Source organism: Sinorhizobium sp. Y406 (genome assembly GCF_058732025.1).
Genome location: NZ_CM178974.1, coordinates 2,473,823 through 2,499,378, shown reverse-complemented (window position 1 = coordinate 2,499,378; position 25,556 = coordinate 2,473,823). Strand labels below are relative to the sequence as shown.

26 protein-coding genes are annotated in these 25,556 nt (G+C 62.3%); 15 read left to right on the top strand and 11 right to left on the bottom strand.

All coding sequences use genetic code 11. The features are described from left to right. From AC4P1R_RS11995 to AC4P1R_RS11975, 5 genes are all read right to left on the bottom strand, one after another. Positions 1–834, bottom strand: a complete 834-nt coding sequence (locus AC4P1R_RS11995) for a carbohydrate ABC transporter permease (RefSeq protein ID WP_069458192.1) — start codon at positions 832–834, stop codon at positions 1–3. Positions 835–838: 4 nt separating this feature from the next. Next, on the bottom strand, positions 839–1,774 hold the full coding sequence (locus tag AC4P1R_RS11990; RefSeq protein WP_069458191.1) for a carbohydrate ABC transporter permease: 936 nt from the start codon (positions 1,772–1,774) through the stop codon (positions 839–841). Between the two features lie 190 nt (positions 1,775–1,964). Beyond that, positions 1,965–3,227: an ABC transporter substrate-binding protein gene (locus AC4P1R_RS11985; RefSeq protein WP_069458190.1), complete on the bottom strand. Its 1,263-nt coding sequence runs from the start codon at positions 3,225–3,227 to the stop codon at positions 1,965–1,967. Positions 3,228–3,319: 92 nt separating this feature from the next. Continuing rightward, a complete protein-coding gene (locus AC4P1R_RS11980) occupies positions 3,320–4,489 on the bottom strand; it encodes a PLP-dependent transferase (RefSeq protein ID WP_069458189.1) in 1,170 nt (389 codons plus the stop codon). Then, a complete protein-coding gene (locus tag AC4P1R_RS11975; RefSeq protein WP_492177011.1) occupies positions 4,486–5,202 on the bottom strand; it encodes a FadR/GntR family transcriptional regulator in 717 nt (238 codons plus the stop codon). The genes AC4P1R_RS11980 and AC4P1R_RS11975 overlap by 4 nt, the downstream gene beginning before the upstream one ends. A gap of 141 nt (positions 5,203–5,343) precedes the next feature. Between AC4P1R_RS11975 and AC4P1R_RS11970 the strand changes: the two genes are divergently transcribed. Then, positions 5,344–6,654, top strand: a complete 1,311-nt coding sequence (locus AC4P1R_RS11970) for an NAD(P)/FAD-dependent oxidoreductase (protein WP_492177010.1) — start codon at positions 5,344–5,346, stop codon at positions 6,652–6,654. Between the two features lie 280 nt (positions 6,655–6,934). Further along, the gene (locus AC4P1R_RS11965) at positions 6,935–7,078 is read left to right on the top strand and encodes a hypothetical protein (protein WP_165614710.1); all 144 of its coding nucleotides are present in this window, start codon (positions 6,935–6,937) and stop codon (positions 7,076–7,078) included. Between the two features lie 110 nt (positions 7,079–7,188). Here the strand turns inward: AC4P1R_RS11965 and AC4P1R_RS11960 are convergent, their stop codons facing one another. Together AC4P1R_RS11960 and AC4P1R_RS11955 are read right to left on the bottom strand one after the other, a co-directional pair. After that, the gene (locus tag AC4P1R_RS11960) at positions 7,189–8,367 is read right to left on the bottom strand and encodes an aminotransferase (RefSeq protein ID WP_492177009.1); all 1,179 of its coding nucleotides are present in this window, start codon (positions 8,365–8,367) and stop codon (positions 7,189–7,191) included. A 48-nt stretch (positions 8,368–8,415) separates the two neighbouring features. After that, entirely contained in the window at positions 8,416–9,447 is a 1,032-nt protein-coding gene (locus tag AC4P1R_RS11955) for a LysR substrate-binding domain-containing protein (protein ID WP_069458185.1), read from the bottom strand. Between the two features lie 204 nt (positions 9,448–9,651). Between AC4P1R_RS11955 and speB the strand changes: the two genes are divergently transcribed. The 7 genes from speB (at position 9,652) to AC4P1R_RS11920 (ending at position 16,257) form a co-directional block, all read left to right on the top strand. Beyond that, positions 9,652–10,710 (top strand): agmatinase, encoded by a 1,059-nt coding sequence (gene speB / locus AC4P1R_RS11950; RefSeq protein WP_492177744.1) that lies wholly within the window; start codon positions 9,652–9,654, stop codon positions 10,708–10,710. 141 nt (positions 10,711–10,851) lie between these two features. Next, positions 10,852–11,931 carry an ABC transporter substrate-binding protein gene (locus AC4P1R_RS11945; protein ID WP_492177008.1) on the top strand — a complete coding sequence of 360 codons (1,080 nt, stop codon included), beginning with the start codon at positions 10,852–10,854 and terminating at the stop codon, positions 11,929–11,931. A gap of 162 nt (positions 11,932–12,093) precedes the next feature. Continuing rightward, the gene (locus AC4P1R_RS11940) at positions 12,094–13,131 is read left to right on the top strand and encodes an ABC transporter ATP-binding protein (protein WP_069458183.1); all 1,038 of its coding nucleotides are present in this window, start codon (positions 12,094–12,096) and stop codon (positions 13,129–13,131) included. Then, positions 13,128–13,982 carry an ABC transporter permease gene (locus AC4P1R_RS11935; RefSeq protein ID WP_069458182.1) on the top strand — a complete coding sequence of 285 codons (855 nt, stop codon included), beginning with the start codon at positions 13,128–13,130 and terminating at the stop codon, positions 13,980–13,982. Before AC4P1R_RS11940 ends, AC4P1R_RS11935 begins: the two co-directional genes overlap by 4 nt. Further along, entirely contained in the window at positions 13,979–14,779 is an 801-nt protein-coding gene (locus AC4P1R_RS11930; protein WP_069458181.1) for an ABC transporter permease, read from the top strand. Before AC4P1R_RS11935 ends, AC4P1R_RS11930 begins: the two co-directional genes overlap by 4 nt. After that, positions 14,776–15,555 carry a carbon-nitrogen hydrolase family protein gene (locus AC4P1R_RS11925; RefSeq protein WP_492177007.1) on the top strand — a complete coding sequence of 260 codons (780 nt, stop codon included), beginning with the start codon at positions 14,776–14,778 and terminating at the stop codon, positions 15,553–15,555. Before AC4P1R_RS11930 ends, AC4P1R_RS11925 begins: the two co-directional genes overlap by 4 nt. Before the next feature lie 141 nt (positions 15,556–15,696). Continuing rightward, on the top strand, positions 15,697–16,257 hold the full coding sequence (locus tag AC4P1R_RS11920) for an NADPH-dependent FMN reductase (protein ID WP_069458179.1): 561 nt from the start codon (positions 15,697–15,699) through the stop codon (positions 16,255–16,257). A 160-nt stretch (positions 16,258–16,417) separates the two neighbouring features. Here AC4P1R_RS11920 and AC4P1R_RS11915 read toward each other — a convergent pair whose 3' ends face one another. After that, complete coding sequence (locus AC4P1R_RS11915) at positions 16,418–17,977, bottom strand: VOC family protein (protein WP_492177006.1); 1,560 nt, start codon at positions 17,975–17,977, stop codon at positions 16,418–16,420. 127 nt (positions 17,978–18,104) lie between these two features. Beyond that, positions 18,105–18,965 (bottom strand): SDR family NAD(P)-dependent oxidoreductase, encoded by an 861-nt coding sequence (locus AC4P1R_RS11910; protein ID WP_069458178.1) that lies wholly within the window; start codon positions 18,963–18,965, stop codon positions 18,105–18,107. A gap of 140 nt (positions 18,966–19,105) precedes the next feature. Here AC4P1R_RS11910 and AC4P1R_RS11905 point away from each other — a divergent pair, with 140 nt between their 5' ends. Then, positions 19,106–19,858, top strand: a complete 753-nt coding sequence (locus tag AC4P1R_RS11905; RefSeq protein ID WP_069458177.1) for a Crp/Fnr family transcriptional regulator — start codon at positions 19,106–19,108, stop codon at positions 19,856–19,858. Between the two features lie 101 nt (positions 19,859–19,959). Further along, positions 19,960–20,346: a response regulator gene (locus AC4P1R_RS11900; protein ID WP_492177005.1), complete on the top strand. Its 387-nt coding sequence runs from the start codon at positions 19,960–19,962 to the stop codon at positions 20,344–20,346. A 144-nt stretch (positions 20,347–20,490) separates the two neighbouring features. Here AC4P1R_RS11900 and cysQ read toward each other — a convergent pair whose 3' ends face one another. Continuing rightward, entirely contained in the window at positions 20,491–21,270 is a 780-nt protein-coding gene (gene cysQ, locus AC4P1R_RS11895) for a 3'(2'),5'-bisphosphate nucleotidase CysQ (RefSeq protein WP_492177004.1), read from the bottom strand. Positions 21,271–21,305: 35 nt separating this feature from the next. Next, positions 21,306–21,590 (bottom strand): hypothetical protein, encoded by a 285-nt coding sequence (locus AC4P1R_RS11890; RefSeq protein ID WP_492177003.1) that lies wholly within the window; start codon positions 21,588–21,590, stop codon positions 21,306–21,308. 57 nt (positions 21,591–21,647) lie between these two features. On the opposite strand from AC4P1R_RS11890, the gene AC4P1R_RS11885 reads away from it, so the two are divergent. The 4 genes from AC4P1R_RS11885 to AC4P1R_RS11870 are packed head-to-tail and all read left to right on the top strand — an operon-like array spanning position 21,648 to position 25,549. Next, the gene (locus AC4P1R_RS11885; protein WP_071017381.1) at positions 21,648–22,550 is read left to right on the top strand and encodes a branched-chain amino acid ABC transporter permease; all 903 of its coding nucleotides are present in this window, start codon (positions 21,648–21,650) and stop codon (positions 22,548–22,550) included. Positions 22,551–22,554: 4 nt separating this feature from the next. Continuing rightward, positions 22,555–23,940: a high-affinity branched-chain amino acid ABC transporter permease LivM gene (livM, locus tag AC4P1R_RS11880; protein ID WP_492177002.1), complete on the top strand. Its 1,386-nt coding sequence runs from the start codon at positions 22,555–22,557 to the stop codon at positions 23,938–23,940. Next, a complete protein-coding gene (locus tag AC4P1R_RS11875; RefSeq protein WP_492177001.1) occupies positions 23,940–24,827 on the top strand; it encodes an ABC transporter ATP-binding protein in 888 nt (295 codons plus the stop codon). The genes livM and AC4P1R_RS11875 overlap by 1 nt, the downstream gene beginning before the upstream one ends. After that, positions 24,824–25,549, top strand: a complete 726-nt coding sequence (locus AC4P1R_RS11870; RefSeq protein ID WP_069458170.1) for an ABC transporter ATP-binding protein — start codon at positions 24,824–24,826, stop codon at positions 25,547–25,549. Before AC4P1R_RS11875 ends, AC4P1R_RS11870 begins: the two co-directional genes overlap by 4 nt. Positions 25,550–25,556: the final 7 nt, after the last annotated feature.

The following is a 25,556-nucleotide window of genomic DNA, read 5'->3' as shown; positions in this document are numbered from 1 at the left end:
TCAGCCTTTGACCGCGCCGGCCGTCAGGCCCTGCACGAGGTAGCGTTGAATGAGCAGGAAGAAGAGCCCGGCCGGGATCAGCGCCAGCACGCCGGCGGCCATCATCTGTCCAAAGTCGACCGAGAACTTCGAGACGAAAGAGAGGAGCCCGACCGGAAACGTCGCCTGTTCGTTGCCGGAGATCAGCATCAGCGAGAAGAGCAGCTCGCTCCAGGCGGCCGTGAAGACGAAGCCGAGGGTGGCGGCAATCCCCGGCAGCGTCAGCGGCAGGATGATCTGGCGGAATGCGACGAATTGCGTCGCGCCATCGATCATCGCCGCCTCCTCCAGGTCCTTGGGAATGCCGTCGAAGAAGGACTGCATCAGGAATGTTGCAAAGGGCACATTGAAGGCCGAGTAGACGATGACGAGACCGGTCAGGCTGTTGGTGAGCCCAATCGGCGACAGGATCTTGAAGATCGGCGCGACCAGCATCACCAAGGGGAACATCTGGGTCAGGAGCATCAACGTCACCAGCCAGTATTTGCCACGGAAACGGAACCGCGAGAGTGCGTAGCCGGAGAGCGAGGCCAGGATCGTCACGACGACGGCGGTCGAGCCGGAGACGATCAGGCTATTGCGGAAAAAAACCGGAAAAGCGCTATGCCGGAGTACGAATTCGAAATGTTCGAGGCTCGCGCGCGACGGCCAGAGCCGGATGCCTTCCGAATAGAGCAGGTCGTTGGGCGTAACCGCGACCTTGAGCAGCCAAAACAGCGGAAAGAGCGCGAAGGCGATATAGGCGAGGATCGCCAGGCGGTGCGCGATGGTGAGGAGGGCAGGCTTGGCGCCCATCGTTTCAATCCTTGCTCAGAAGCCACTGCCTAAGCATCACGATCAGCAGCGAATAGGCGAGGAGCAGCGCCAGGAGCACCAGCGCCACGGCCGAGGCATAGCCGAAATCGAGCCGCTTGAAGGCCTGGGTGAAGATGTAGCTGGCGACGATCTGCGTCCGATCGGCTGGCCCGCCATTGGTCATCACGATGATGAGATCGGCGAAGTTGGAGATCCAGACGGTGCGCAGCAGTATGGTGATCGCGATGGTCGGAGCGAGGAAGGGGAGCGTGATCGAAAGGAAGCGCTGGGCGGCGCCGGCCCCGTCGATGCTTGCCGCCTCGTAGAGATCGCGCGGGATCGCCTGCAGCGCCGCCAAAAGGGTGATTGCGAAGAAAGGAATGCCCCACCAGATGTTGGCGATGATCGGGCCCCACAGGGCAAGGTGGGGATCGGAGAGGATATTGCCCGGCTCGCTCATGAGCCCGGCCGCGTAGAGCCAGTGTGGCAGCGGGCCGACGACTGGGTTGAAGAGCCAGGCCCAGTTGAGACCGGCAAGAAAGCTCGGCACCGCCCAAGGCAGGAACACGAGCGCCTGGGCGAGGGCACGGCCGCGGAACGGCTTATCGAGCAGCAGTGCCAGGATGAGCCCGAACGTGAATTGCAGAAGCACGGAGGCGCCAGTCCACCAGAACGTGTTGCGCAGCGAGCGGAAGAAGGCTTCGTCATGAGAGAGCGCGCGGAAGTGATCGAGGCCGATAAAGGCGCCTGAAAAGGGATTGAGGAGCTGGACGTCGCGAAAGGCGTAGGAGATGCCGAGCGCCAACGGAACCAGCATCACGGTGGCGATCAGGATGAGCGCCGGGGCGCTGTAGAGATAGGGCGCCGAGGCATCCGCGATGCGTTTCATCAGCGGTGGTCGGATCGCGGGCAGGCCGTCTTGGCGTGCGGCATAGACCATCGGTCAGAGTTCCCTTTCCTACAGCACCGCGTGTCCTTCAAGGCGGGCGAAGGTCGCAGTAGCACTTTGGATCGCTGCATGCCTTTGTCTTTAAAACACGCACGATTTACGAAGGCATGCAGCAGCCTCGCGGCGCCTGTCTTTGCTGTCATGCGGGGGGGCGGCGGCAGAGCCGCCGCCCGCGCCGGCGCTACTTCTTGCTTTCCAGGTATTTCTGCTGCGCCTTGGTCAGATACTCCGCCCACTGATTGGCGAGCTGTTCCGGCGTGATGTCGCCGAGCAGTGCTTCCTGGGTGGTCTTGATCGCAAGCGAATCCTTGAAATAGGCGAACTCCTCGAGATAGGTCGGCATCACGGTCAGGACGACGTCCTTGTCGGCGAGTTCGTCGAACCAGCCCTTGAACTGCGGGCCTGCGTAGAAGGGATCCTTCTCGGCCGATTTATGGACCGGCAGCGCGCCGGTGCGCTTGTTCCACTCGATGTTGCCTTCCGGACCTTCGAGTGTTTCGATCAGCTTCCAGGCAAGCTCCTTGTTCTGGCTCGCCGACATCATCGACCAGCCGGCAAAGCCGATGGTGGTGAAGGCCTTGCCGCTTGGCCCCTTCGGCATGGTGGTGACGCCGAAGTCTTCGGGCTTCATGCGCTGGGCGATTGCGATCAGCGCATCTGGATCCTGGTCGAGGAAGGCGCAGGTGCCGCTATAGAAGCCGGCGACGATCTCGTTGAAGCCCCAGTTGACGCTGTCTTTCGGTGCAAGACCGTTCTTGTAGAGATCGACGACCCAGGTCAGCCCTTTTATCCAGCCCTCGCTGTTCATAGTCGAAGTGCCGTCCTCGTTGAAGAACTTGTTGTCTCCGGCCATGGTGGCGCCGAACATGACCCAGCCATTGAGCCCGCCTGGGCCGCCGCGCAGGCAGTAGCCGGATTTGCCGGGCAGGTTGGAGATCGCTTCCGACGCCTTGACGAAATCGTCCATCGTCTTCGGCGGCTCGGCAACGCCGGCTTCCTCAAGAAGATTCCTGTTGTAGAACATCGCCCGGAGATAGAAGCCGTAAGGCAGCATGTAGGCGGTATCGTTGACGTCACGGCCGAGCTCCAACGCGCGCTCGGTGAGCCCCGAAGTGTGTTCCCATTTGGCGAGATAGGGCTCGAGACTTTCGAGCATTCCGTTATTGGCATAGAGCGACAGCCAAGTGTCCGGCATTTCCATCACGTCCGGGACTTCGCCGGCCGAAACCATGGTCGCGAATTTCTGGAAGGCCTCGCCCCAGGGCAGGGAGATGATTTCCACGGTCGTGCCGGGGTTGGCCGCCTCGAATTTCGCGACGATCGATTTCAGCGTTTCGGTGCGCTCGGGGCTGGTGATGACCTCGACGAGCTTCAGCCTGGTCTGGGCAAGGGCGCTGCCGGCCATCAGCGTGGCGAGCAGGGTGGCTGTGATCAGTTTCCTCATTCCTCAGTTCCCCTTTTCTTAGGTGCTGACCTGATTTTCCGCGAGCAGGTGGCGACGCCAAACCACTTGCGCCTTTCCTGATCCGTTTCTCGTCAACCTGACGAAGCGGCGATTGCTGCTTCGAGATCGCTCCAGAGGGCCTCCGTTCCCTCCAGGCCGACATGGAGCCTTACCGACCGCGGAGAAATGCCGAAGGCGACCGCGGAATTGGGTTGCGCTTTCTGTGCAAGAACGATTTCTCCCGGCACGATGAGGCTTTCGTGGCCGCCCCAGGATACGCCGAGCTTGAAGAGCTGCAGATGGTCGGCGAAGCGGCGCAGGTCGACGCCCTCACGAAAGATGAAGGAGAAGAGGCCGGACGTGCCCGAAAGCCCCGGCGGCAGGTGATTGCCGAGGCCGGGATGGCAAACGGTCTCGACCGATGGATGCTCCTGCAGCCGCCGGGCGATGCCGAGCGCCGAGCGCTCATGCGCTTTCATCCGGATCGGCAGCGTCCGCAGGCCGCGGATCAGAAGCCAGGCCTCGAAGGGCGAAAGCTTGGCGCCGAGATAGGGATAGGCCTCCGAGCGGATGCGGCCGACCAGGTCGCTCGATCCGGCGACGACGCCGGCGACCACATCGCTGTGGCCGCCTAGGTACTTCGAGGCCGAGTGGATGACGAGATCGACGCCGAGAGCGATCGGCTGCTGGAAGATCGGGCTCGCCCAGCTGTTGTCGATGACGGTGACGATCCCCTTTGCCCTGGCGAGCGCCGCGAGCACGGCGACGTCGTGGGTGTCCATGACCCAGCTCGTCGGGCTCTCCATGTAGAAGAGCTTGGCTCCGGGAAGCGCTCTAGCGACCGCCTCCTCATCGCGACCGTCGACATAGGTGACCTCGATCCGCATGCGCCTGAGATGCGTGCCGAACAGGCGGAACGCATCCGGATAAACATGCCTGACCGCGACGATGCGGTCTCCGGGCTCGACGAAGGAAAGGACGGTGGAGGAGATGGCCGACATGCCGCTGGCAAAGCCGATCGCATCTTCGGCGCCTTCGAGCTTCGCCAGCATCTCCTCGAACATCCGCACCGTCGGATTGAGGCCGCGCGAGTATACGGGGCGCACATGCTCGCCCAGATAGCAGGCGATCATTTCGTCATAGTCCTTGAAGGTGAAGAGCGAGGTCTGGACGATCGGCGGCACGACGGCGTCGAAAGCATGGCCTTCGTCATGTGCTGCGATCAGCGAGGCTTTGTCGAAGAGATCGAGGCCATCGCTCATTTGGACATTTCCCTGATGTCTTCCTCGACGATGGCGAGGATTTTCAACGTCTCTTCCCGGGCGGCATCCGGATCCCGCGCCGCGATCGCGTTGAAGAGGGTGCGGTGAAAGGGGAAGGACCGGCGGGCGAAATCTGGCCGGTCGAAGGGTTTTTCCCAGAAGCGCTCGAAAGCCTCACGCATCTGCTCGAGCAATTGCCGGAACAGGGGGTTGTGGGTGGCGTCGTAGATCGCGAGGTGAAAGGCCAAGTCTTCTGGGCCGGAGGTGCCCTGGGCGAGATGCGCGCGCTCCATCTCGTCGAGCTTCGCTTCGATATTGGCGAGATCCGCCTCTGTGCGACGGCGCGCGGCCACCATGCCGGCCTCGATCTCGATACCGCGCCGGACCTCGAGCGTCTGCAGCAGCGCATCGCGCAAGTGTCCGGTGTCGAGCGCCAGCGGCATGTGAATGGTGGCACCCGAAATTGCCCGCAGCAGATAGGTCCCGCTGCCCTTACGCGCCTCGACAACGCCGAGCGCCTGGAAATGGCTGATGACCTCGCGAACCGTCGAGCGGCCGACGGCCAGTGCGGCCATCAGCTCGCGCTCTGCCGGCAGTCGGTCGCCCGGTTTCAGGCCCGATAGCTGGATGTAATCGGCGAGAGCGGCGATCACCTGCTGCGCCCGGTCCACCGCGGGCAGGGGCAGCAGTGTCGCTTTGGCCGGTTCGGGCATTGCAGTTCCTGAAATTGGTCTGACATCTGATCACTATGAGTGCGGAGCGCGGCATGGTCAAGAGGCAAGATTTGCGTTATTTCTCCTGCCGCCGAAGTCCCGGCCGTATCCAGGTCTTGCCAAAAGTGGAACGCTGCAACGATGGCGAGGGTCAGAAACTCTTATTCCGGCGACGGCTCCTATCCGACGAGCTACTATGCCGCCTCGCGCAACGTCGTCCGCACGCCCCTCAAGATTGAAGGGCGGATCGAGACCGACGTCTGCGTGGTCGGTGCCGGGTACACCGGTTTGTCGACGGCCATTCATCTGGCCGAAAAGGGCTACAAGGTGACAGTGGTCGAGGGGGCGCAAGTCGGCTGGGGCGCCTCGGGACGCAATGGCGGTCAGATCGTCAACGGTCTCAATGCCAGCCTGTCGACAATCGGGCGCCGTTATGGTGAGGGCGCCGCTCGGTTCATCGGCGGCCTCGTGCAGGAGGGCGGGCGGATCATCCGCCGGCTCGTCAACGCGTATCAGATCGACTGCGACCTGAAGTCTGGCAACATCTACGCCGCCTACACCAGTGCACATATGAAGGAGCTCGAGGCCAAGCATGCGCTCTGGCGCAAATACGGCATGGACGAGCATGAGTTGCTCGACCGCGAGGCGCTCAGGAAGCTCGTCAATGCCGAGGCCTATTGCGGCGGCATGCTGGACACCACCGGCGGCCATATGCACCCGCTCAATTTGGTGCTCGGCGAGGCGCGCGCCTTCGAGAGCCTCGGCGGCACGATCTACGAAATGTCGCCGGTGATCCGTGTCGACCACGCGGCGGCCCGGCCGAACGTCTATACGCAGGAGGGGGAGGTCTCCGCCCGCGCTGTCGTCCTCTGCGGCAATGCCTATCTCGGCGACGCGGTGCCGGAGCTTGCCGCCCGCGTCATGCCGGTCTCGACGCAGATGCTGGCGACCGCGCCCCTCGGGGAAGAGCTGGCCCAATCGCTCATTCCGAGTGACATGTGCGTGGAGGACGTGCGCTATATCCTCGATTACTTCCGGCTTTCCGCCGACAAGCGCATGATTTTCGGCGGGGGCACGGTCTATGGCGGCACCGATCCGGCCGATGTGGCGGCGAAACTGAAACCAAATCTCGAAAAGGTCTTCCCGCAGCTCAAGGGTGTGAAGATCGACTATGCCTGGAGCGGCAATTTCGCGCTTTCCTTCACCCGCGTGCCGCAGATGGGGCGGATCGGCCCCAACACCTATTTCGCCCATGGCTACAGCGGGCACGGCGTTACCGGCTCCCATCTTTTCGGCCGCACACTTGCGGAGGCGATCGATGGCGACGCCGCCCGTTTCGCCGCCTTCGAAAAGCTGCCCTGGTACCCCTTCCCGGGCGGGCGGATGTTCCGCGCGCAATATTCGACGATTGGCTCGTGGTGGTATTCATTCCGGGACGCCATCGGTTGGTAATGCCTGATCTTGCGCCCGCCGCTGGATGTCCCGGGGGGCGGGACGAGTGCATCGGACGGAAGTTCGTGCCCCGCTTTCGGAACGTTCGAATGCGCAGATTGAAAGAGTTGCAGCGACGCTTTGCGCGTCTGAAAAGAGGCGCGCCGCTGCAGCAAGACGTTGCCGATGCCGAATGCCGAAACGAATTTTCACGTTCCGCGCCATCGGGGGAAATTGATCTCTATAAATTCAATCGAGAATATAGGAGAACTGCTGTCTCGAAACAGCGGAGAGGATGAAAATGAACGCGACCAAGGCGATGATCCGATCCCGCTATCAGGTCGCCGCCCCGGCCAGGCACCGGCCGGTCGCCGTCATGCCTCACAGTCTTGCCGTCCTGGCAGCTTTCGCGTTCGTCTGCGCCCTCATCATCGGCCTGATCTGACCACCTGCGGGAAGCCTCTGTCCTGCGCCCGCTTTCGGACGCACAAAGGGGCTGCACGCGTCTGAGGCCTCTGACCAGACACGCGGCCTGTTCCGGAGATCCCCACGTTCTCAGATGCCCGGTAGAGCGAAGCCGGAGAGCCGTTCTTCGAGCTTCTGGATCGTCGGCACATCCGCGTTGGCGAAGGCGAAGCGCAGGTAATCTTCCTGACCTTCGCCGAAATAGTCGCCTGGCAGGCAGAGGATGCCGGCAAGCTTGGCCAGCTTCTCGGCGACGAATCGCGAGTCGATGTCCGGGAAAGGGTGACGGATATAGGCGAAATAGGCGCCGATGGCCTTCAGCTTCCATTGCGGCAGGCGGCTCAAGACCGTTTCGAGCGCTCTTGCGCGGGCGGCGATCTCCGCGCGATTGCCAAGCCGCCAGTCGGCGAGAGCCGGAAGCGCCTGGGCGACCGCGGCCTGGGCGGCGCGTGGGGCGCAGATCTGCAGGTTGTCCATGACCTTCGTGACCTGCGCGATCAGCGTCGGTCCAGCCGTGATCGCGCCAAGGCGGTGGCCGGGGATGCAGAAGGACTTCGAGAAGCTGTAGAGGCCGATGATACCCTCCTCCCAACCTTTCGCCCGGAGGAGCTCATGCGGCGCCGCGGCAGCATCGGGCAGGAAATCGCGGTAGGTCTCGTCGAGGACTAGCCAGGTGCCGTTTCCGCGGCAGATTTCGTGGATGCGGTGAATCAGTTCCGGCGGATAGACGGCACCGGTCGGATTGTTGGGCGACACGAGCGCCATGGCGCGGACACCCGGACGAAGTGCCGAGGCTATGGTCTCGATCTCCGGCAGGAAGCCGGCGCCCGCATCGCATGGCACGAGCTCGACATTGATGCCGAGCATCGCCAATGTCGTCTCCTGGTTGAAATAATAGGGGTTGGTCATCACCACCGTATCGCCGGCGCCGGCAATCGCCATCGCTGTCGCGGTGAAAGCCTGGTTGCAGCCGGATGTGATGTGAATATTGGCGGCCGTGATTGGAGCGCCATAAAGCGCCGCAACGTGCTCGGCATAGGCCTTGCGCAGTTCCGCTTCGCCTTCGATCGCGCCATAGCCCGCATAGGCCGGCGAGGCGGCAGCCTCGCCAAGCCATTTCAGCATGTCCGAATGGGCGGGATAGCCGGGCACCGCCTGGGAGAGATCGATCAGGGGACCCTTTGCCCCGTCATAGGCTTTCGCCCAGGCGAGCACGGATGGAACCGGCGGCGGCGTAAGCCTTTCGACGAGCGGATTGAAATGCGGCATGGAGCGTTTCCTGTTGCTGGACGGGCCGGCGGTTTCGTCGTCCCGTCTCTACGGTTGGGCCTTGTGCTTCTGCGGGAGGGTTGCACGCCGTGAGGGCGCAGGTTGAACTGCACCCGCTCCCGGCTCTTCGGACTCGCCCGCCTTTTGGATGCGCGAACGAATGATGGTTCGGGCGGACATCTGGAGTTCCGGCATGGGATCGCTCTCGAGCGCCGCGAACAGCCAGTCGATGAAGACGCGCACGATCGGGGCCGCCCGGACCTCGCTACGACAGGCGACGAAGAACGCATCATTGGCCGGTACGGTCAGGTCGAAGGGCGCTATCAGTTCGCCCCGTGCGATCAGGCTGCCGGCAGTGATCGTATCGCCGAGCGCCACGCCCTGGCTGTGCAGGGCACCTTCCGTCGAGAGCCGGGCGTCGCTCATGAAATGCTGGCGACCCCGTTGAAGGTCGGCCGCATCGGCGGCGGCAAGCCAGGTGTTCCATTCACGGCCATCGTCGCCGTGCAGCATCACATGGTCGCGAAGATCCCTGATCGAGCGTAGCGGCCGCATGTTGAGGAGCGTCGGGCTCGCAACGGGGAAAAGCTCCAGTCGGCTCCAGAGCCGGGCCCAGCAGTCGCCCCAATTGCCGTCGCCGTAGAGCAGGCAGACATCCACATCGCGGGAGTGGAGGTTCGCCGCGTCGTTCGAAGCGATCAATGTCAGTTCCACGTCGGGAAATTGCTCGGTGAAGCGATGCAGTCGCGGGATCATCCAAAAGGACAGGAGCGCCGGCACGCAGGTGATGCGGAGCTCGCCGCTGGTCGCGGGGCGCGTCATCGCCGCCGTCGCGGCGGCGATCTCGGCAAAGGCATGGGTGACGGCAGGGAGCAGGAGCGCGCCTTGCGGCGTCAATCTCAGCCGCTTGCCGCCGCGTTCGAAAAGAGTGGTGTTGAAGGACAGTTCGAGCGCACGGATCTGGTGACTGATCGCGCCGTGAGTGACGTTGAGCTCGCGGGCCGCGGCGGAAACGGAGCCGCGCCGGGCAGTCGCCTCAAAGGCGCGCAGCGGGTTCAGCGGGGGCAGGCGGCTCGACAAGCGGAGGCTCCGGACAATGTGTGAGATTTTCTCACAGGAAATGCTATAACAATGTCAATTGATTTTCCAGAGGTTTTGCCCCGTAATGGGCTGAAACAAGGGCAAAAGCCTGGGGAACATGATCGCGCCGATTCCGAACGGCGAAACCGCGGAAATGCCGCGCGATCCCTCGTACCCCAGCCGGGAGATACGGAGATGGCCCGCATGGTCTGGGATGAAAAGAGACTCAGCGCATTGAAGGCGAAGTATGGCGAGAGCCATGGCGGCGAGCTCTTCGATCCGACCTTCCGCAAGGTCGCCGACAAGATCTTCACCAAGGGCGGCACGCGGCTTGCGCCCTATTCCGGCATACCGACCTTTCTCAGCGCACCCTATATGCCGGTCGATGCCGAGCAACCCGATTTCGGCAACCTTCAGGTCGCGATCCTCGGTATCCCCATGGATCTCGGCGTCACCAACCGCCCGGGCTCCCGCTTCGGACCGCGGGCGCTGCGGGCGATCGAGCGGATCGGCCCCTATAATCATGTGCTCGGCTGTGCGCCGGTGCACGACCTTCGGGTGGCCGATGTCGGCGACGTGCCCTTTCGCAGCCGCTACCGGCTGGAACTCAGCCATGAAGACATCGAGACGCGCCTCAACCAGATCGTCGAAGGCGGTGCCGCGCCGCTTTCGGTCGGCGGCGATCATTCGATCACTCATCCGATTCTCAAGGCCGTCGGCAGCCGGCAGCCGGTCGGCATGATCCATATCGACGCACATTGCGACACCGGCGGCGCCTTTGACCTCACCAAATTCCATCACGGCGGCCCTTTCCGCAACGCGGTGCTCGACGGCGTGCTCGACCCGACCCGCGTGATCCAGATCGGCATCCGCGGCTCGGCCGAATATCTCTGGGAGTTTTCCCACGAGTCCGGCATGACGGTGGTCCATGCCGAAGAAGTCAGTGGACTTGGCATTGCGGCGATCGTCGAGAAGGCGAAAGAGATCGTCGGCGATGGTCCGACCTATCTTTCCTTCGACATCGATAGCCTCGACCCCGCCTTCGCGCCGGGAACCGGGACGCCGGAGGTGGGCGGCCTCACGACCCGCGAAGTGCTGGAACTGATCCGCGGCCTCAAGGGCATCAATCTCGTCGGCGGCGACGTCGTCGAGGTGGCGCCGCAATACGACGCGACGACGAACACCGCCCATGCCGGGGCCCAGGTGCTCTTTGAAATCCTGAGCCTGATGGCGTTCAGCCCGTCGATTGCCGGCGAAGGCTGACCTTGGTACGGCGCTACTCCAATGGAGATGCGCCAGCGGGCATTGCAAGGCGTATGATGTCGCCTCGGCGGCATGAGCAGAAAACAACAACAACGACAATAGGGAACGCGGCGACAGCCGCAAAGAATAAGGAGACAGGCGATGAAGATCAATTCCATCAAGCGCCGCACGCTGCTGGGGGCGGGGCTTGCCGGTGCGACCGCACTGGCGATGCCGGCGGTGCTGAGAGCCCAGGACCGGTCGTTGAAGGTCGGCGTCTATGGTGGCTATTTCAAGGACTCGTTCGACAAGAACATCTTCCCGGATTTCACCAAGGCGACCGGTATTGCCATCGAGTCGGTGGCCGAGCCGACGGGAGAGGCCTGGCTGGTGCAACTCGAGCAGGCGGCCCGCGCCGGCCAGGCGCCGGCGGACGTTTCGATGATGTCGCAGGTGGCGATGCTGAAAGGGCAGTCGACCGAGCTCTGGACACCGATCGACATCGCGAGGATCAAGAACAGTTCCAACCTGCTCGACCGCTTCATCAACAAATATCCGGATGGCCGTGTCGCCGGCGTCGGGGCGGTCTCGTGGTACATCACGCTGGTCACCAACACCAATGTCTACAACGAGCCGCCGACCTCTTGGGAGGCCCTCTGGGATCCGGCCAATGCCGACAAGCTCGGCTTGCTTGCACTGGTCTCGAACTCCTTCCTGCTCGAAGTCACCGCCAAGACCTTCATGGGCGGTACCGATGCGCTAGACACGGAAGAGGGCATCCTGAAGGCCTTCGATAAGCTCGCCGAGGTGAAGCCGAATGTGCGGCTCTGGTACCGTGACGAGGCGCAATTCGAGCAGGCGCTGAAATCAGGCGAAATACCGATGGGGCAATATTACCACGACGTCACCGGACTTGCGGCCGCAGAAGGCCATCCCGTCCGTTCCACATTCCCGAAGGAGGGCGGCATCCAGGATTCCGGCTGCTGGGCGCTGTCGCGTGCTTCGCAGAAGGTAGAGGAGGCGCATATCTTCATCGACTATATGTGCCAGCCTGCGATCCAGGCGACGCTGTCGCGCAAGGTCGGCACCTCACCGACGGTCAAGCGCGAGTCGATGGACCTGACGGAGCAGGAATTCGCGGCCGTCTCGTCGGATATCGAGCCGATCGTTCCGCGCTACGACCTTTACCAGACGAAGTCGGACTGGCTGAACCAGAAGTGGACGGAGCTCATCGTCGGCTGATGTGCATCCGTCTTTTCCGGTCTCCCGCGCCGATTGCGGGATCGGGGATCGACGTCCTCTAATCGTTCGCGGCTTAGGATAAGCTTGTGGAACGGAACTTGAAAGAACAGCCGCAGCGACCATGGGCCCGACCGGGCCCTGGCCTGGCGGGGCGGAGAATATATGTCGGGACTTGAGCTCCAGAATGTCGTCAAGGAATTCGGTGCCTTCCGGGCCGTCAACGACGTCGACCTGACCGTGCCGCATGGCACATTCGTCTGTATGCTCGGCCCATCGGGGTGCGGCAAGACCACGCTGCTTCGGATGATCGCCGGTCTCGACCTGCCGAGTTCGGGGGCCATCAGGCTCGACGGCGACGACATCACCCGCGTGCCGACACACAAGCGCAATCTCGGCATGGTGTTCCAGTCGCTGGCGCTGTTTCCGCATCTGACGGTCGGCGAAAACATCGCCTATCCGCTGCGTATCCGCAAGGCTCAGAAGGAGGAACAGAGGCGGCGCGTCGACGAACTTCTGTCGATGATCCATCTTCCGGGCTATGCCGACCGGCCGGTCTCCAAGCTCTCCGGCGGACAGCGCCAACGCGTAGCGATTGCCAGGGCGCTGGCGATCTCGCCCAAGCTGTTCCTCCTCGACGAGCCGCTTTCCGCGCTCGACGCCAAGCTGCGCGAGGCAATGCAGGTGGAGCTTCGGCAATTGCAGCAGAAGCTCGGCATTACCACGATCGTCGTCACTCACGACCAGCGCGAGGCGATGACGATGGCTGACACGGTCGTCGTCATGAATGGCGGCGAAATCCGCCAGGCGGCTTCACCGATCGAGATATATCGCCGCCCCGCGGACAGTTTCGTCGCCGACTTCATCGGCCAGACGAACCTCATCGAAGCGGAAGCGGACGGCCAGGGCCGCGCGACGGTATTCGGCCAGGCGGTCGCGGGTCTGCAATTGCCTCCCGGCGCGCGCAAGGCGACGATTTCCATCCGCCCGGAAGATGTGCACCTGACCGCGCCCGGTGCCGGCGCACTTTCAGGCACGGTCACATTCGTGCGCGATCTCGGCGGCACCATCGAGACCTTCATCGACGTCGCCGGCCACCAGATCGTCGCGGTCTCGACGCCGCGGGCCCGGCCGCAGGTCTCCGCCGGCCAGCCGGTTGGCGTCGCGCTCACCCCTGACGTCTGCGTGGTGCTCGGCAAATGAGACGCGAACCGCCCAAAACCTTTGGCGACTACGCGCCGCTTCTCTTTCCGGCGGGGATGCTCACCATCTTCTTCGTCGTGCCCTTCGGCACGATGATCGCGGTCAGCTTCTTCCAGCGCCAGCAGGGCGGCTTCTACACGCCAGCCTTCGTGTTCGACAATTACGCCCGGTTCCTCTCGGGTTTCTTCGGCGGTGTGCTTGGCTTTTCGCTGATGCTGGCGATCGCCGTCGCCGTCTGCTGCGTCGTGCTGGCGTTGCCCTTCACCTATCTCCTGACGCGCATGGCGCGCAGCGTGCAGGTCCTCTGGCTGGTCGCCCTCCTCTCGGTCCTGTCACTCTCCGAGGTCATCATCGGCTTTGCCTGGTCGACGCTCTTCTCGCGAACGGCTGGCATCACCAATATCCTCGTGGCGCTCGGCGTCATGAGCGAGGCCAAGGCATTGACGCCGAGCTTCGCCGCGGTGCTGACCGGGATGGTCTATCAGGCATTTCCCTATACGGTGCTCGTGCTCTTCCCGGCGCTGGTCCGTCTCGACCCGACCTTGACGGAAGCCGCCCGCACCCTCGGCGCCTCGCCGCTCAAGGCTTTTTTCACCGTTGTCGTGCCGGCGCTTCGAAACACCATTACCGCAACGCTGATTATGGTCTTCATCTTTGCGCTAGGCTCCTACCTGCTTCCGCAGCTTCTCGGCCGTCCTCAGCACTGGACGCTCTCAGTGCTGATCACTGACCAGGCGATCTACCAATCCAACATGCCGTTTGCCGCGGCCATGGCCGTTTTCCTGGTGTTGGTAACGCTCGGGCTCGTGGCGTTGACCGTTGTCGCCGGACGAAGAGGAGAGGCAGCATGACGGCCGTCTTCCGCAACTTCTATTTCTTCGTCATAGCGCTCTTCCTCGCGCTTCCCTTGATCGTCGTCGCTGGCGTGTCGGTCAACCAGAAGCAGACGCTCGCTTTTCCCCCGGAAGGCTTTTCGACGTCGTGGTACGGGGAAATCTTCCTGAACCCCGAGTGGCGCAATGCGCTCGTCGCTTCGGTCACGCTCGCGCTGCTTTCGGCGGCGCTCGCCGTCGCGATCGCGCTGCCGCTTGCCTGGTTTCTGTGGCGGCGGGTGGCGCCCTGGGCGAGCATCTTCCAGCTCTTGGGCGTTGCGCCCTTCACGCTGCCGCCGGTGATCACGGCGCTCGGCATGCTCACCTTCTGGGCGACCGCGGGTTTTTACGGCCAGCCGTGGACGGCGGTCGTCAGCCACGCGATCTTTTTCGTTACCCTGCCGCTCGTGACGCTCTCGCTCGGCTTTACGTCCATCGATCGTTCATTGGTCGAGGCTGCCGCCACGATGGGGGCGGACGAGCGCACCATTTTCCGCACCGTGGTGCTGCCGCTGATTCTGCCCTATATCGTTTCGGGCTATGCTTTTGCCTTTGTGCTCTCGCTCAACGAATATATCGTTGCCTATATGACGGTCGGCTTTACGATGGAGACGCTGCCGATCAAGATCTTCAATGCGTTGCGCTATGGCTATACGCCGACCATGGCATCGGTGACCGTCCTTTTCGTCGCGACGGCGGCGGTGATCTTCGGTCTCGTGGCGCGTTTCGGCGATTTGCCGAAGCTGCTCGGCGCCATGGCATCGGATGGAAAGTGATGAAGCTTGCGGGTCTTCAGATGAGAAGCGTCGGCGGCGACATTGCCGCCAATCTCGCACGGATCGAGGGCGCGGCGGCAGAGGCCGCGGGTAAGGGGGCGACCTTGATGGTGACACCCGAACTCAGCATCACGGGCTATGGTGCCGGCGCCCTCATCGCAGAGCTTGCGCAGCCAGCGGACAGTTCGATCGTAGTGCAATTGCAAAGGATTTCCCGCGCCACCGGCATCGCGATTATCGCCGGTTTTGCGGAGCGGGACGGCGACGCCGTCTATAACAGTGCGGCCTGCGTCGACGGTGACGAGGCGCCGATAGTCTATCGGAAGTCGCATCTCTATGGGGACTATGAGCGCGCGCTCTTCACGGCGGCGGAGCCTTCGACCCGGCTCTTCGAGCATGGGGCCGTTACCTGCGGCATGCTGATCTGCTACGATGTCGAGTTTCCGGAAAATGTCCGCCGGCTGGCGCTTGCAGGCGCCGAGGCCGTGCTTGTTCCGACAGCCCTGCCAGCGGGCTGGTCGGGCACCTTCATCACCGAACATATGATCCAAACCCGTGCCTTCGAGAACCAAGTCTTCGTCGCATACGTCAACCATTGCGGTTCCGACGCGATGTTCTCCTTTGCCGGTTCGTCGCGCATCGCTTCGCCGGATGGGCAGATTCTCACGAGAGCCGATTCCGCCAATGAATCCTTGTTATTCGCCGAGATCGATCCGCGGGCCTTTGCCATTTCCCGGGCGGAAAATACCTATCTCCGTGACCTGAAAGGCGCCTGATCGCTCCTCTTTTCTGTCTGAGATCGGGACCGTGCGGAACCCAGGAAGGGCCGGCAAAGGATTGCGACTTTCCTTTTGCTTTTGCGCCTCTAGTTCTAACGGAAGTGCGGCACGCTGTCGTCTTGCGGAAGTGGAGAGGCCATGACGAAGATTCTCGGCATATCGGGCAGCCTGCGGAAGGCATCGTTCAATACGGCGCTCTTGAACGCCGCCCAGAGCCTAGCGCCCGACGGTGTCGAGTTCGAGACGGCAACCTTGCACGGCATTCCGCTCTACGACGGCGATATCGAGGCCGAAAGCGGTGTGCCGGCGGCAGCCGAAGACCTGAAACGGAAGGTCATGGCGGCGGCCGGGGTGATCCTTTTCACGCCGGAATACAACAATTCGATCCCCGGTGTGTTCAAGAACGCCATCGACTGGCTGAGCCGCCCGCCTGCCGACATTCGCAAGGTGTTCGGTGGCCGGCCGTTCGCACTTGCCGGCGCGTCTCCGGGCAATTTCGGCACGATCCTTAGCCAAAACGCCTGGCTCCCGGTCATGCGAACGCTCGGTGCCGATCTCTGGTCGGGCAAGCGCTTCATGCTGCCCAAGGCAGAACCGCTCTTCGAGCAGGGCCGATTGACCGACGAACAGACAAGCGAGCGTCTGCGCGGCTTCGTCAAGGCTTTTGCGGACTATGCGGCCGCGGCAGGGGCGAGGTGAACGGTTGCTACAAGCCTCGTTTTCCGGCATGGCCCGACTGGATCAGACGACCAGAAAGTCGTCGAAGACCGGTGCCGGGTGCGCCGGTGGTGGTCAGCACCGAGAAGATGGCATTCTCCAGCCAAATCGTGCGAGGCCAGGGTCGGACGGGCTAAAAGGACTATATACCATTCTCCGCGAGCCAGCGGCGAATGGCCTCGATATCGCCGTCGCCGATACCGTGGTGCGTGTCGATGTCCAGCGCTTCGAGATTGGCGCCGGTGTCGCTGAGAATGCGCTTCAAGGTAGGCGCATGCTTGCCATAGGGGTCGTCCCTGCCGGTCAGCATCAGGATATTCGTTGAAGAGAGATCGGCTGTCGGCGGCACTTCGAGAGCCGACATCGCCCGCATCAGCACGGCGTTAGCGATCACGCCGGGATGAAGCAGCATCACCGCCGCCAGCAGATTGGCGCCGTTGGAATAGCCGATGAAGATCACCTTGCCAAGGTCGAGCCCGTAGCCGTCGCGCGCCCCTTCCAGGAAGGCGACGAAGGCCTCGGCCTCCGAGCGGATATCCTGCTGGTCGAAACTTGTCATCGTGAGGCGCCGGAACCAGCGGGGAAAGCCCTCTTCGGTGCTGCGGCCGCGCACGCCTAGGAGCGTAGCCTGCGGATCGATCTGGTGGCCGAAGGGGAGCATGTCCGTCTCGTTGCCGCCGCTGCCGTGGAGCAGCACGAAGGTACGGTCGCTCGTCTCGTCCGGGTGGTAGAAGCGATGGACGAAGGGCAGGTCGCGGCGCGTCAGGCGCGGTTCGCCCGGTAGAGCGAATTGCGGCAGCCGCACGAGCGTGGCGGCGGCATTGCTGCCGGCGAGATGCGGCGGCAGGAAGAGCTCGGTACCGAGCGCGTCCGGCGGCTCGTCGACGGCAAAGCCGGGTCCGTCGGTCGCAAGCTCGAAGAGCGAGCCTCCCGGTTCGCGCACATAAAGGGAAAAGAAGTACTTCCGGTCATGCGCGTTGGTGGCGCCGGCGTGTTCCTGTTCGAGATCGGCCCTGACGGCAAGCACCGTTGCCTCGTCCGGCGCGCGGAAGGCGATATGGTCGATGGTGCCGGTGCCGGGCGCGGCCGTCCAGAAGCCGGTCGCGTCGCGCACATCGATGACGTCGCCGGAGGGCGAGGTGAGGCGGCGGATCGCATCCGCTGCGACTGTCTCGCGATAACCGAAGTGGCTGCGGAGGAAATGCGCCGTCTCCTTTGGCCTTTCCGTGAGCACGGTCGCGCCCCGTAATCGCCTGATCGAGTCGGTTTCGGGAATGTCGCGGCTTGCCCAGGGCGCCGGTTCCGCCAGCGCGTCCGTGCCGACCAGTTTGACGATGATGCCGTCCGGATCCTTGAGCCTGAGCACCGGCTCGCCGAATTCCTGTGCCGGGCCGGTCGTCCGGATGTTGAACTGCAGGGCGCGTGTAAGCCAGAAGCCGATGCTTTCCGGCGGCATGGCGAAGGCGATCTCGCTCGGCTGCCCATGGCCGACACGCCCCGGCGAGCCGTCCTCCCAGATCAGGAAGGTGACGAGCGATCCGGGCGAACCCGAAGCGTCACCATAGAAGAGGTGCAATTGGTTGGGGTCCTCGAAGCCGCCGGTCCGCTTGACGAGGTGAAGGCCGAGAAAGTTCAGGTAGAAATCGATATTCGCCTGAACGCGGCGGCTGATCAGGGTGATATGGTGAATGCCGCTGGTCACGATTTCTTCCCTTTCGCGAATGCGATTTACAGCGCCGCTCGTCTTTTCAGACGCGCAAAGGTCGCTGTAACTTTGAATCTGCGCATCGAGCTTTCCGAAAATCGGATGCGATTTTCGGGCCGATGCGTTAGTCCCGTTTCCCGGCAAGGAATGCCTGGAACGATGCCTGGTAGTTCGGATGCCACCGCGAAAGGGGTGGGCGGTTCTCGACGACATCGCCGGCCGCCCACAGGATGCGCTTCTCGTCCGTCGGTCGCTGGACCTCGTTGTCGGGGCAGAGAATGTAGAAATCGCCGCCGGCGAGGCTTTCGAGCATGAAATCGACTGTCTGTTCCGGCGTCCAGGCGCCGGCCGGCTTCTCTGTGCGGCCATGCGCCGTCAGCGCCGTATAGACGAAGCCGGGGATCAGGAGATGCGCGTTGACCTTGCAGCCCTCCGTATTGCGCAACTCGTGCTGGAGGGCTTCGGTAAAGACCTTTACCCCCGCCTTCGCGACATTATAGGCGGGATCGCCGGGCGGCGTGGTGATGCCCTGTTTCGAGCCGGTATTGATGATCAGTGCTGGTTCTCCGTGGGCAATCATGGCGGGCGCGAAAATGCGCGAGCCGTTGATCACGCCCCAGAGATTGACGGACATCACGGCTTCCCAATTCTCCAGCGGACCGAACATCGAACTGCCGGGCTGGATCCCGGCATTGTTCATCAGGACATGGACATGGCCGAAGCGCTCCTGCGTGGCACGCGCCAAGGCGACGATCTCGTCCGGCCGCGAGACATCGGTGGCGATTGCTGCGACATCCGCGGTGCTACCCGCGGCAAGCTTCGCCACCGAGGCCTCCGCCGCCTGCAGACGATCACCGGCGAGGTCGGCCATAACAACCTTCATGCCGATGCTTGCGAAGTGCCTGGCGGCAGCAAGCCCGATGCCGGAGGCGGCGCCGGTGACGACGGCAACGTTGTTTTTGGCGATGGCGGAATAGGACAACATGGTTCACAATCCTGCTTGCGACGGGCGATCGACGAGAGATAGGGCCTGGCGGCGCGCAAGTCCATGAAGGGAACCGCGCGCGTCGCGCCAATTCTGTCACGAGGCTCCCGCGCAACCTGCCAAGCCGCCGCGAGCATCCGATGGCAAACGAAGACAAGTTCAGCAAGGCAACGCCGTGCGAGGCCTGTCCCCTGCGCCCGCTTGAGATTTTTCGTCCGTTCCAGCACGACGAGCTTGCCTTCGTGGCGAATTTCAAGATCGGCGAGCGGTCGGTCGACGGCGGGGGAACCATCCTGTCGGAAAGTCAGCGGAGTGAGCATCTCTTCACGGTTCTTTCCGGCTGGGGATTTCGCTACAAGGTGCTAAAAGATGGGCGGCGACAGATTCTGAACTACGTCATGCCCGGAGACATGGTCGGGTTGCAGGGCACGCTGATGGGTGAAATGCAGCACTCTATCGAGGCGCTTTCGCCCGTCACGCTCTGCGTGTTCAAGCGGAGCGGCCTGGAACAGCTCTACAGGCAGCACCCGGATCTCGCCTATGACATCACCTGGATCGCCGCCCGGGAAGAGCGCATTCTGGACGAGAATCTGTTGAGCATCGGTCGGCGCTCCGCACTCGAAAGAGCCGCCTATCTCCTCGCTTTTCTTTACCAGCGCGCGGAGACGCTGCAGCTCTTCCGAGGCGGCCGCAACGCCCTTCCGCTGACGCAGCAGCATGTTGCCGACACGCTCGGCCTTTCGATCGTTCACACCAACAAGACCCTGCGGAAGCTTTCCGGCCGCGACCTCATCCGTTGGGCGGACAGGGGCTGTGAAGTTCGCGATGTGCGGGGGTTGCTTCGGCTTGCCGGTTGGCAAGGGCTCGGCGAATCGAAACGGCCGCTGATCTGATGGGGGCAGTATGTCTTTTTTAAATGCCGAAGTCCGGTATTCACACTAGCTTCGCTGGCCGGCTTCCGGAACGGAAGCCAAGATCGAGGAACTTTACGTCGATGACAGGCGGTGAGAATGTGACGAGGATCCAGTCGGTTCTTGTCCTTGAGGACAATTTTCTGATCGCCTTGGACATGGAGGAAATGCTCGCTGCGTTGGGCGTCACTCACGTTTACACCGCGACGACAGCAGAAAGAGCGATGGAAATCGCAACCGAGCACCCGATCGATTTCGCCATCGTCGATATCAGGCTCGGTGACGAGACGAGTTTCACGGTTGCAGAAGCGCTCGTGGCGCGGGGGATCAAAATCGGATTCACCAGCGGCTGCGGCGAGATATTGCCCTTGCCCAGCCATCTGCGTGACGTTCCCCGGATCGAAAAACCCTTTACCGAAGGGTCCCTCTGCAGCCTCATTGCTGCTGGACTGCGGCCGCGCTCGCCCTGACCTTCGTGCCCTGCAGCGGCGCGCGTCCTTTACAGCGCCCCGTCTTGTTAGACGCGCAAGGTCGCTGTAGCAGTTTGAATTGCTGCATGTCCTTGAATCGAGGTCGATTAAAGGAGGCATGCAGTGGGATCCGCGGACGATGCGCTAAAACCGCCTCGCGCGCGCGATGAACCATGGGTTGGCGAAGTCGCTGTCGTTTGGCTGGTCGCGTTTGCCGTAGGCGAGCGGCTGGCCTTCCATGGTCAGCGTTTCACCGCCCGCGGCCCTCAGGACCGCGTCGCCTGCGGCGGTGTCCCACTCCATCGTGCGGCTGAAGCGCGGATAGAGATCGGCCCGGCCCTCGGCCAGCAGGCAAAATTTCAGCGACGAGCCGATCGTCTCGCAGTCGGTGATGCCCTGCTCCGCGAGATAGGCAATGGTCTCGGCACTGCTGTGCCGTCGGCTCGCCACTGCCACCGGCCGATCCGGGATTTGCCGGCAGCCGATCCGGCTCCAGCCGCCGGCGATTCGACCAGCCGCGACCATTGCTTTTTTCGCCTGTCCGTCCTTTGCCGCATAGATGACGCCAAGCGCCGGCGCATAGACGACGCCGGCGACCGGCTCACCGTTTTCGATGAGACCGATATTGACGGTGAAATGGTTATCGCGATCGACGAATTCCTTCGTGCCGTCCAGCGGATCGACGAGAAAGAAGCGCTGGCCGGCTATGTCGGGAACATTTCCCGCAGCGACCGATTCTTCGGCAATCACCGGGATATCGGGGAAGGCCGCGGCAAGCTCGGCAAGGATCATGCGCTCGGCGCGATGGTCTGCGTCGGTCACGGGTGAGGTGTCGGCCTTATAGGTGACTGCAGGGCCGGCATCATAGACTTCCAGGATCGCCTGTCCTGCTGCCATCGCTGATCTTTCCAAGATGCCGAGCATTCTCTTTCCATTCCTGCTTGTCCTGCCGTCCTACGTCAGATCCGGGCCGGCATTTTTCCGCCGCTTCTATCTTTCAGACACGTGAAGTTCGTGTAAAGATCGGCGATCAAGAACGGCTGTTTGCCGGCGTCCTTGAGGCAGACGCGCCATTTTCGCGGGCAGAATGATGAATTCGCAAGCGAATGCTGCATCTTTTTTGATTTCTGGCTGGCAAAAGGGGCGTCGAACTGACTTTTTCGCGGAAGAATCCGCAATTCGCGCGATTTTTGGCTTTCATTTTCGATCGAAAGAGGTATGAAATCGCCGCAGAGCACGCTCATGAGTGATAACTAATAACAAGAGGCCGGACTTTCGGGATCTGGTCCAGGGGAAGATTGATGGAGTACTTCGTCCAGCAGCTCGTCAACGGGCTGACGCTTGGTTCTATTTATGGTATGATCGCGATTGGTTATACCATGGTCTACGGTATCATCGGCATGATTAACTTCGCTCATGGCGATATATTCATGCTTGGCGGCTTCACCGCGCTGATTATTTTCCTGCTGCTTACGTCTTTCTTCGCAGGTGTGCCGGTTGTCCTGGCGCTGCTGCTGATGATGATCGTCGGTATGCTTACGGCGGCGCTTTGGAACTGGACCATTGAGCGGGTGGCCTATCGTCCGCTGCGTGGATCCTTCCGGCTGGCGCCGCTGATCACGGCGATCGGCATGTCGATCGTCCTGTCGAACTTCATCCAGGTGACGCAGGGTCCGCGCAACAAGCCGATTCCGCCGCTCGTCTCTTCGGTCTACAATGTGTTCGGCATCACGGTTTCGCTGAAGCAGATCATTATCGTGATCATCACCGCGGTTCTTCTGTCCGTCTTCTGGTACATCGTCAACCGCACCCCTCTCGGTCGCGCGCAGCGCGCCACGGAGCAGGACCGGAAAATGGCGGCGCTGCTTGGCGTCGACGTCGACCGAACTATTTCGGTGACGTTCATCATGGGTGCGGCGCTCGCCGCGGTCGCCGGTACGATGTACCTCATGTATTATGGCGTCGTCGTCTTCACGGATGGCTTTGTTCCGGGCGTAAAGGCCTTCACGGCAGCTGTTCTCGGCGGCATCGGCTCGCTGCCGGGCGCCGTTCTGGGCGGACTGCTGATCGGCCTCATCGAGGCGCTGTGGTCGGCTTATTTCACTATCGACTACAAGGACGTCGCGACCTTCTCTATCCTCGCGATCGTCCTGATCTTCAAGCCGTCCGGTATTCTCGGACGACCGGAAGTCGAGAAGGTATAATTCCATGGCAAATGTTGCTTCCACGACTGCAAGCGCCGGCACCGAGGTGACGGCGCGGGCCCTCCGCGAGGCCGTCTTCGCAGGGCTCATCACGCTCGGATTGTTCGTCCTCTTCGTCGGCCTCGAAACCGACCAGAACATCCGCAACGAACTCGTTCTCAGGCAGCGCTGGGGGCTGCTGGCCATCTTTGTCGCCGTCGCCACGGTCGGCCGATTCCTGATCGTCGCCTATGTCCAGCCTTGGCTCGCCCAGCGGAAGGCCGCGAGGGCGGCGGCGCCGGACATTGCGAAGGGGGAAAGCTTCTTTAGCCGCAATTTTTCCAAGATCGCGATTGTCGCTCTGGTGCTTTACCCGCCGGTCATCCTGGCCCTTGTCGGCGTCCAGGGTTCCCTGAAGTGGGTGGACAATTTCGGCATCCAGATCCTGATCTACGTGATGCTTGCCTGGGGGCTCAACATCGTCGTCGGTCTCGCCGGCCTGCTCGATCTCGGCTATGTGGCCTTCTATGCGGTTGGCGCCTATTCCTATGCGCTGCTCTCCAGCTATTTCGGCCTGTCCTTCTGGGTACTGCTGCCGATCGCCGGCATTCTCGCGGCTCTCTGGGGCGTGATCCTCGGTTTTCCGGTTCTGCGCCTTAGGGGCGACTACCTGGCGATCGTGACGCTTGCTTTCGGTGAAATTATCCGCCTCGTGTTGATCAACTGGACCGAGGTCACCAAGGGAACGTTCGGGGTCTCCGGCATTGCCAAGGCGACGCTGTTCGGCATCAAGTTCGATGCCTCCAAGGATGGCTTTGCAGCCCTGTTCGGCCTGCCGATATCTTCGGCCTACTACAAGATCTTCCTCTTCTATCTGATCCTCGCACTGGCGCTGCTGACCGCCTACGTCACGATCCGCCTGCGCCGGATGCCGATAGGCAGGGCCTGGGAAGCGCTTCGCGAGGATGAGATCGCCTGTCGGTCGCTCGGCATCAACACGACGATGACTAAACTCACGGCCTTTGCTACGGGAGCGATGTTCGGCGGCTTTGCGGGTTCCTTCTTCGCCGTCCGCCAGGGCTTCGTCTCGCCGGAATCCTTCGTGTTCCTGGAATCGGCCGTTATCCTCGCCATCGTCGTTCTCGGCGGCATGGGGTCGCTGACGGGTATCGCAATCGCGGCGGTGGTGATGGTCGGCGGCACGGAAATCCTGCGCGAGCTCACTTTCCTCAAAGCGGTCTTCGGGCCGACCTTTACGCCTGAACTTTACCGGATGCTGATCTTTGGCCTGGCCATGGTCGTCGTCATGGTGTGGAAGCCGCGCGGCTTCGTCGGATCGCGCGAGCCGACCGCGTTCCTCCATGAGCGAAAGGCCATCTCCGGCAGCTTCACCAAGGAAGGGCACGGCTGATGGCCCTCGAGACAACGACAATGACAAATGACCCCATTCTCAAGGTCGAGCACCTGTCGATGCGCTTCGGCGGTCTCATGGCCATCAACGACTTCTCCTTCGAGGCGGCGCGGGGCGAAATCACCGCACTGATCGGCCCGAACGGGGCCGGCAAGACGACGGTGTTCAACTGCATCACCGGCTTCTACAAGCCGACCATGGGCATGATCACCATGAGGCAGAGGTCCGGCGGAGAGTTCCTCCTGGAGCGCCTGCCGGATTTCGAGATCGCCAAGCGTGCCAAAGTGGCGCGGACCTTCCAGAACATCCGGATGTTCTCCGGCCTGACGGTTCTCGAAAATCTGCTGGTGGCACAGCACAACAAGCTGATGCTGGCCTCCGGTTTTACCATCCTCGGCCTCTTGGGCTTCCCGGCCTATCGGCAGGCCTCCAAGGAGTCGATCGAGGTTGCAAAGCATTGGCTCGAGATGGCATCGCTCGTCGACCGTGCGGACGATCCGGCGGGCGACCTGCCCTATGGTGCACAACGGCGACTCGAAATTGCCCGCGCCATGTGCACCGGTCCGGAATTGCTTTGCCTCGACGAGCCGGCTGCCGGTCTGAACCCGCGCGAGTCGCTCGCCCTCAACGACCTGCTGCAGACCATTCGCGGCGAAACAGGGACGTCCATCCTGCTGATCGAGCACGACATGTCGGTGGTGATGGAGATATCCGACCATGTGGTTGTGCTGGAATACGGGCAGAAGATTTCCGACGGCAATCCGGATTACGTGAAGAACGATCCGAAGGTCATCGCGGCCTATCTGGGCGTCGAGGACGAAGAGGTTGAAGAGGTGATCGAAGAGATCGAGGAAATCGAAAGCGAGCAGGGAGGCAGGACGCAATGACTGCTCCGCTTTTGAATGTGAGAAGTGTCGAAACCTATTACGGCAATATCCGGGCGCTTTCCGGCGTCGACGTCGAGGTTCACCGCGGGGAAATTGTCTCGCTGATCGGTGCGAACGGCGCCGGAAAGTCGACGCTGATGATGACGATCTGCGGCAGCCCGCAGGCGCGCACCGGCTCCGTCGTTTTCGAGGGACAGGACATCACGCGTCTGCCGACGCACGAGATCGCCCGCCTACGAATCGCCCAGTCTCCGGAAGGGCGGCGGATCTTCCCGCGCATGACGGTTCTGGAGAACCTCCAGATGGGAGCGAGCCTTGACAATCTGAAGCACTTCAAGGAGGACGTCGAGAAGGTCTTTGCGCTTTTTCCGCGCCTGAAGGAGCGTCAGACCCAGCGCGGCGGAACGCTTTCCGGCGGCGAGCAACAGATGCTGTCGATCGGCCGGGCGCTGATGGCGCGGCCGAAGCTGCTGCTGCTCGACGAGCCGTCGCTAGGCCTTGCGCCGCTGATCGTCAAAGGCATTTTCGACGCGATCAAAAAGCTCAACAAACAGGAGGGGCTGACGGTCTTCCTGGTGGAGCAGAATGCCTTCGGCGCGCTCAAATTGTCCGATCGGGCCTATGTTCTGGTCAATGGCCGGGTAACGATGAGCGGGTCGGGCAAGGACCTGCTCGCCAACCCGGAAGTTCGCGCCGCCTATCTCGAAGGCGGCCGTCACTGATGCGCCG

What these genes read in the sequence shown, in the direction of transcription:
- AC4P1R_RS11885 (WP_071017381.1), top strand. Translation starts at nt 21,648, where the DNA reads ATGGAGTACTTCGTCCAGCAGCTCGTCAACGGGCTGACGCTTGGTTCT.
- AC4P1R_RS11990 (WP_069458191.1), bottom strand. Translation starts at nt 1,774, where the DNA reads ATGGTCTATGCCGCACGCCAAGACGGCCTGCCCGCGATCCGACCACCG.
- AC4P1R_RS11875 (WP_492177001.1), top strand. Translation starts at nt 23,940, where the DNA reads ATGGCCCTCGAGACAACGACAATGACAAATGACCCCATTCTCAAGGTC.
- AC4P1R_RS11930 (WP_069458181.1), top strand. Translation starts at nt 13,979, where the DNA reads ATGACGGCCGTCTTCCGCAACTTCTATTTCTTCGTCATAGCGCTCTTC.
- AC4P1R_RS11980 (WP_069458189.1), bottom strand. Translation starts at nt 4,489, where the DNA reads ATGAGCGATGGCCTCGATCTCTTCGACAAAGCCTCGCTGATCGCAGCA.
- speB (WP_492177744.1), top strand. Translation starts at nt 9,652, where the DNA reads ATGGTCTGGGATGAAAAGAGACTCAGCGCATTGAAGGCGAAGTATGGC.
- AC4P1R_RS11970 (WP_492177010.1), top strand. Translation starts at nt 5,344, where the DNA reads ATGGCGAGGGTCAGAAACTCTTATTCCGGCGACGGCTCCTATCCGACG.
- livM (WP_492177002.1), top strand. Translation starts at nt 22,555, where the DNA reads ATGGCAAATGTTGCTTCCACGACTGCAAGCGCCGGCACCGAGGTGACG.
- AC4P1R_RS11940 (WP_069458183.1), top strand. Translation starts at nt 12,094, where the DNA reads ATGTCGGGACTTGAGCTCCAGAATGTCGTCAAGGAATTCGGTGCCTTC.
- AC4P1R_RS11965 (WP_165614710.1), top strand. Translation starts at nt 6,935, where the DNA reads ATGAACGCGACCAAGGCGATGATCCGATCCCGCTATCAGGTCGCCGCC.
- AC4P1R_RS11910 (WP_069458178.1), bottom strand. Translation starts at nt 18,965, where the DNA reads ATGTTGTCCTATTCCGCCATCGCCAAAAACAACGTTGCCGTCGTCACC.
- AC4P1R_RS11945 (WP_492177008.1), top strand. Translation starts at nt 10,852, where the DNA reads ATGAAGATCAATTCCATCAAGCGCCGCACGCTGCTGGGGGCGGGGCTT.
- AC4P1R_RS11920 (WP_069458179.1), top strand. Translation starts at nt 15,697, where the DNA reads ATGACGAAGATTCTCGGCATATCGGGCAGCCTGCGGAAGGCATCGTTC.
- AC4P1R_RS11960 (WP_492177009.1), bottom strand. Translation starts at nt 8,367, where the DNA reads ATGCCGCATTTCAATCCGCTCGTCGAAAGGCTTACGCCGCCGCCGGTT.
- AC4P1R_RS11995 (WP_069458192.1), bottom strand. Translation starts at nt 834, where the DNA reads ATGGGCGCCAAGCCTGCCCTCCTCACCATCGCGCACCGCCTGGCGATC.
- AC4P1R_RS11870 (WP_069458170.1), top strand. Translation starts at nt 24,824, where the DNA reads ATGACTGCTCCGCTTTTGAATGTGAGAAGTGTCGAAACCTATTACGGC.
- AC4P1R_RS11985 (WP_069458190.1), bottom strand. Translation starts at nt 3,227, where the DNA reads ATGAGGAAACTGATCACAGCCACCCTGCTCGCCACGCTGATGGCCGGC.
- AC4P1R_RS11975 (WP_492177011.1), bottom strand. Translation starts at nt 5,202, where the DNA reads ATGCCCGAACCGGCCAAAGCGACACTGCTGCCCCTGCCCGCGGTGGAC.
- AC4P1R_RS11905 (WP_069458177.1), top strand. Translation starts at nt 19,106, where the DNA reads ATGGCAAACGAAGACAAGTTCAGCAAGGCAACGCCGTGCGAGGCCTGT.
- cysQ (WP_492177004.1), bottom strand. Translation starts at nt 21,270, where the DNA reads ATGCTCGGCATCTTGGAAAGATCAGCGATGGCAGCAGGACAGGCGATC.
- AC4P1R_RS11900 (WP_492177005.1), top strand. Translation starts at nt 19,960, where the DNA reads ATGACAGGCGGTGAGAATGTGACGAGGATCCAGTCGGTTCTTGTCCTT.
- AC4P1R_RS11935 (WP_069458182.1), top strand. Translation starts at nt 13,128, where the DNA reads ATGAGACGCGAACCGCCCAAAACCTTTGGCGACTACGCGCCGCTTCTC.
- AC4P1R_RS11890 (WP_492177003.1), bottom strand. Translation starts at nt 21,590, where the DNA reads ATGAGCGTGCTCTGCGGCGATTTCATACCTCTTTCGATCGAAAATGAA.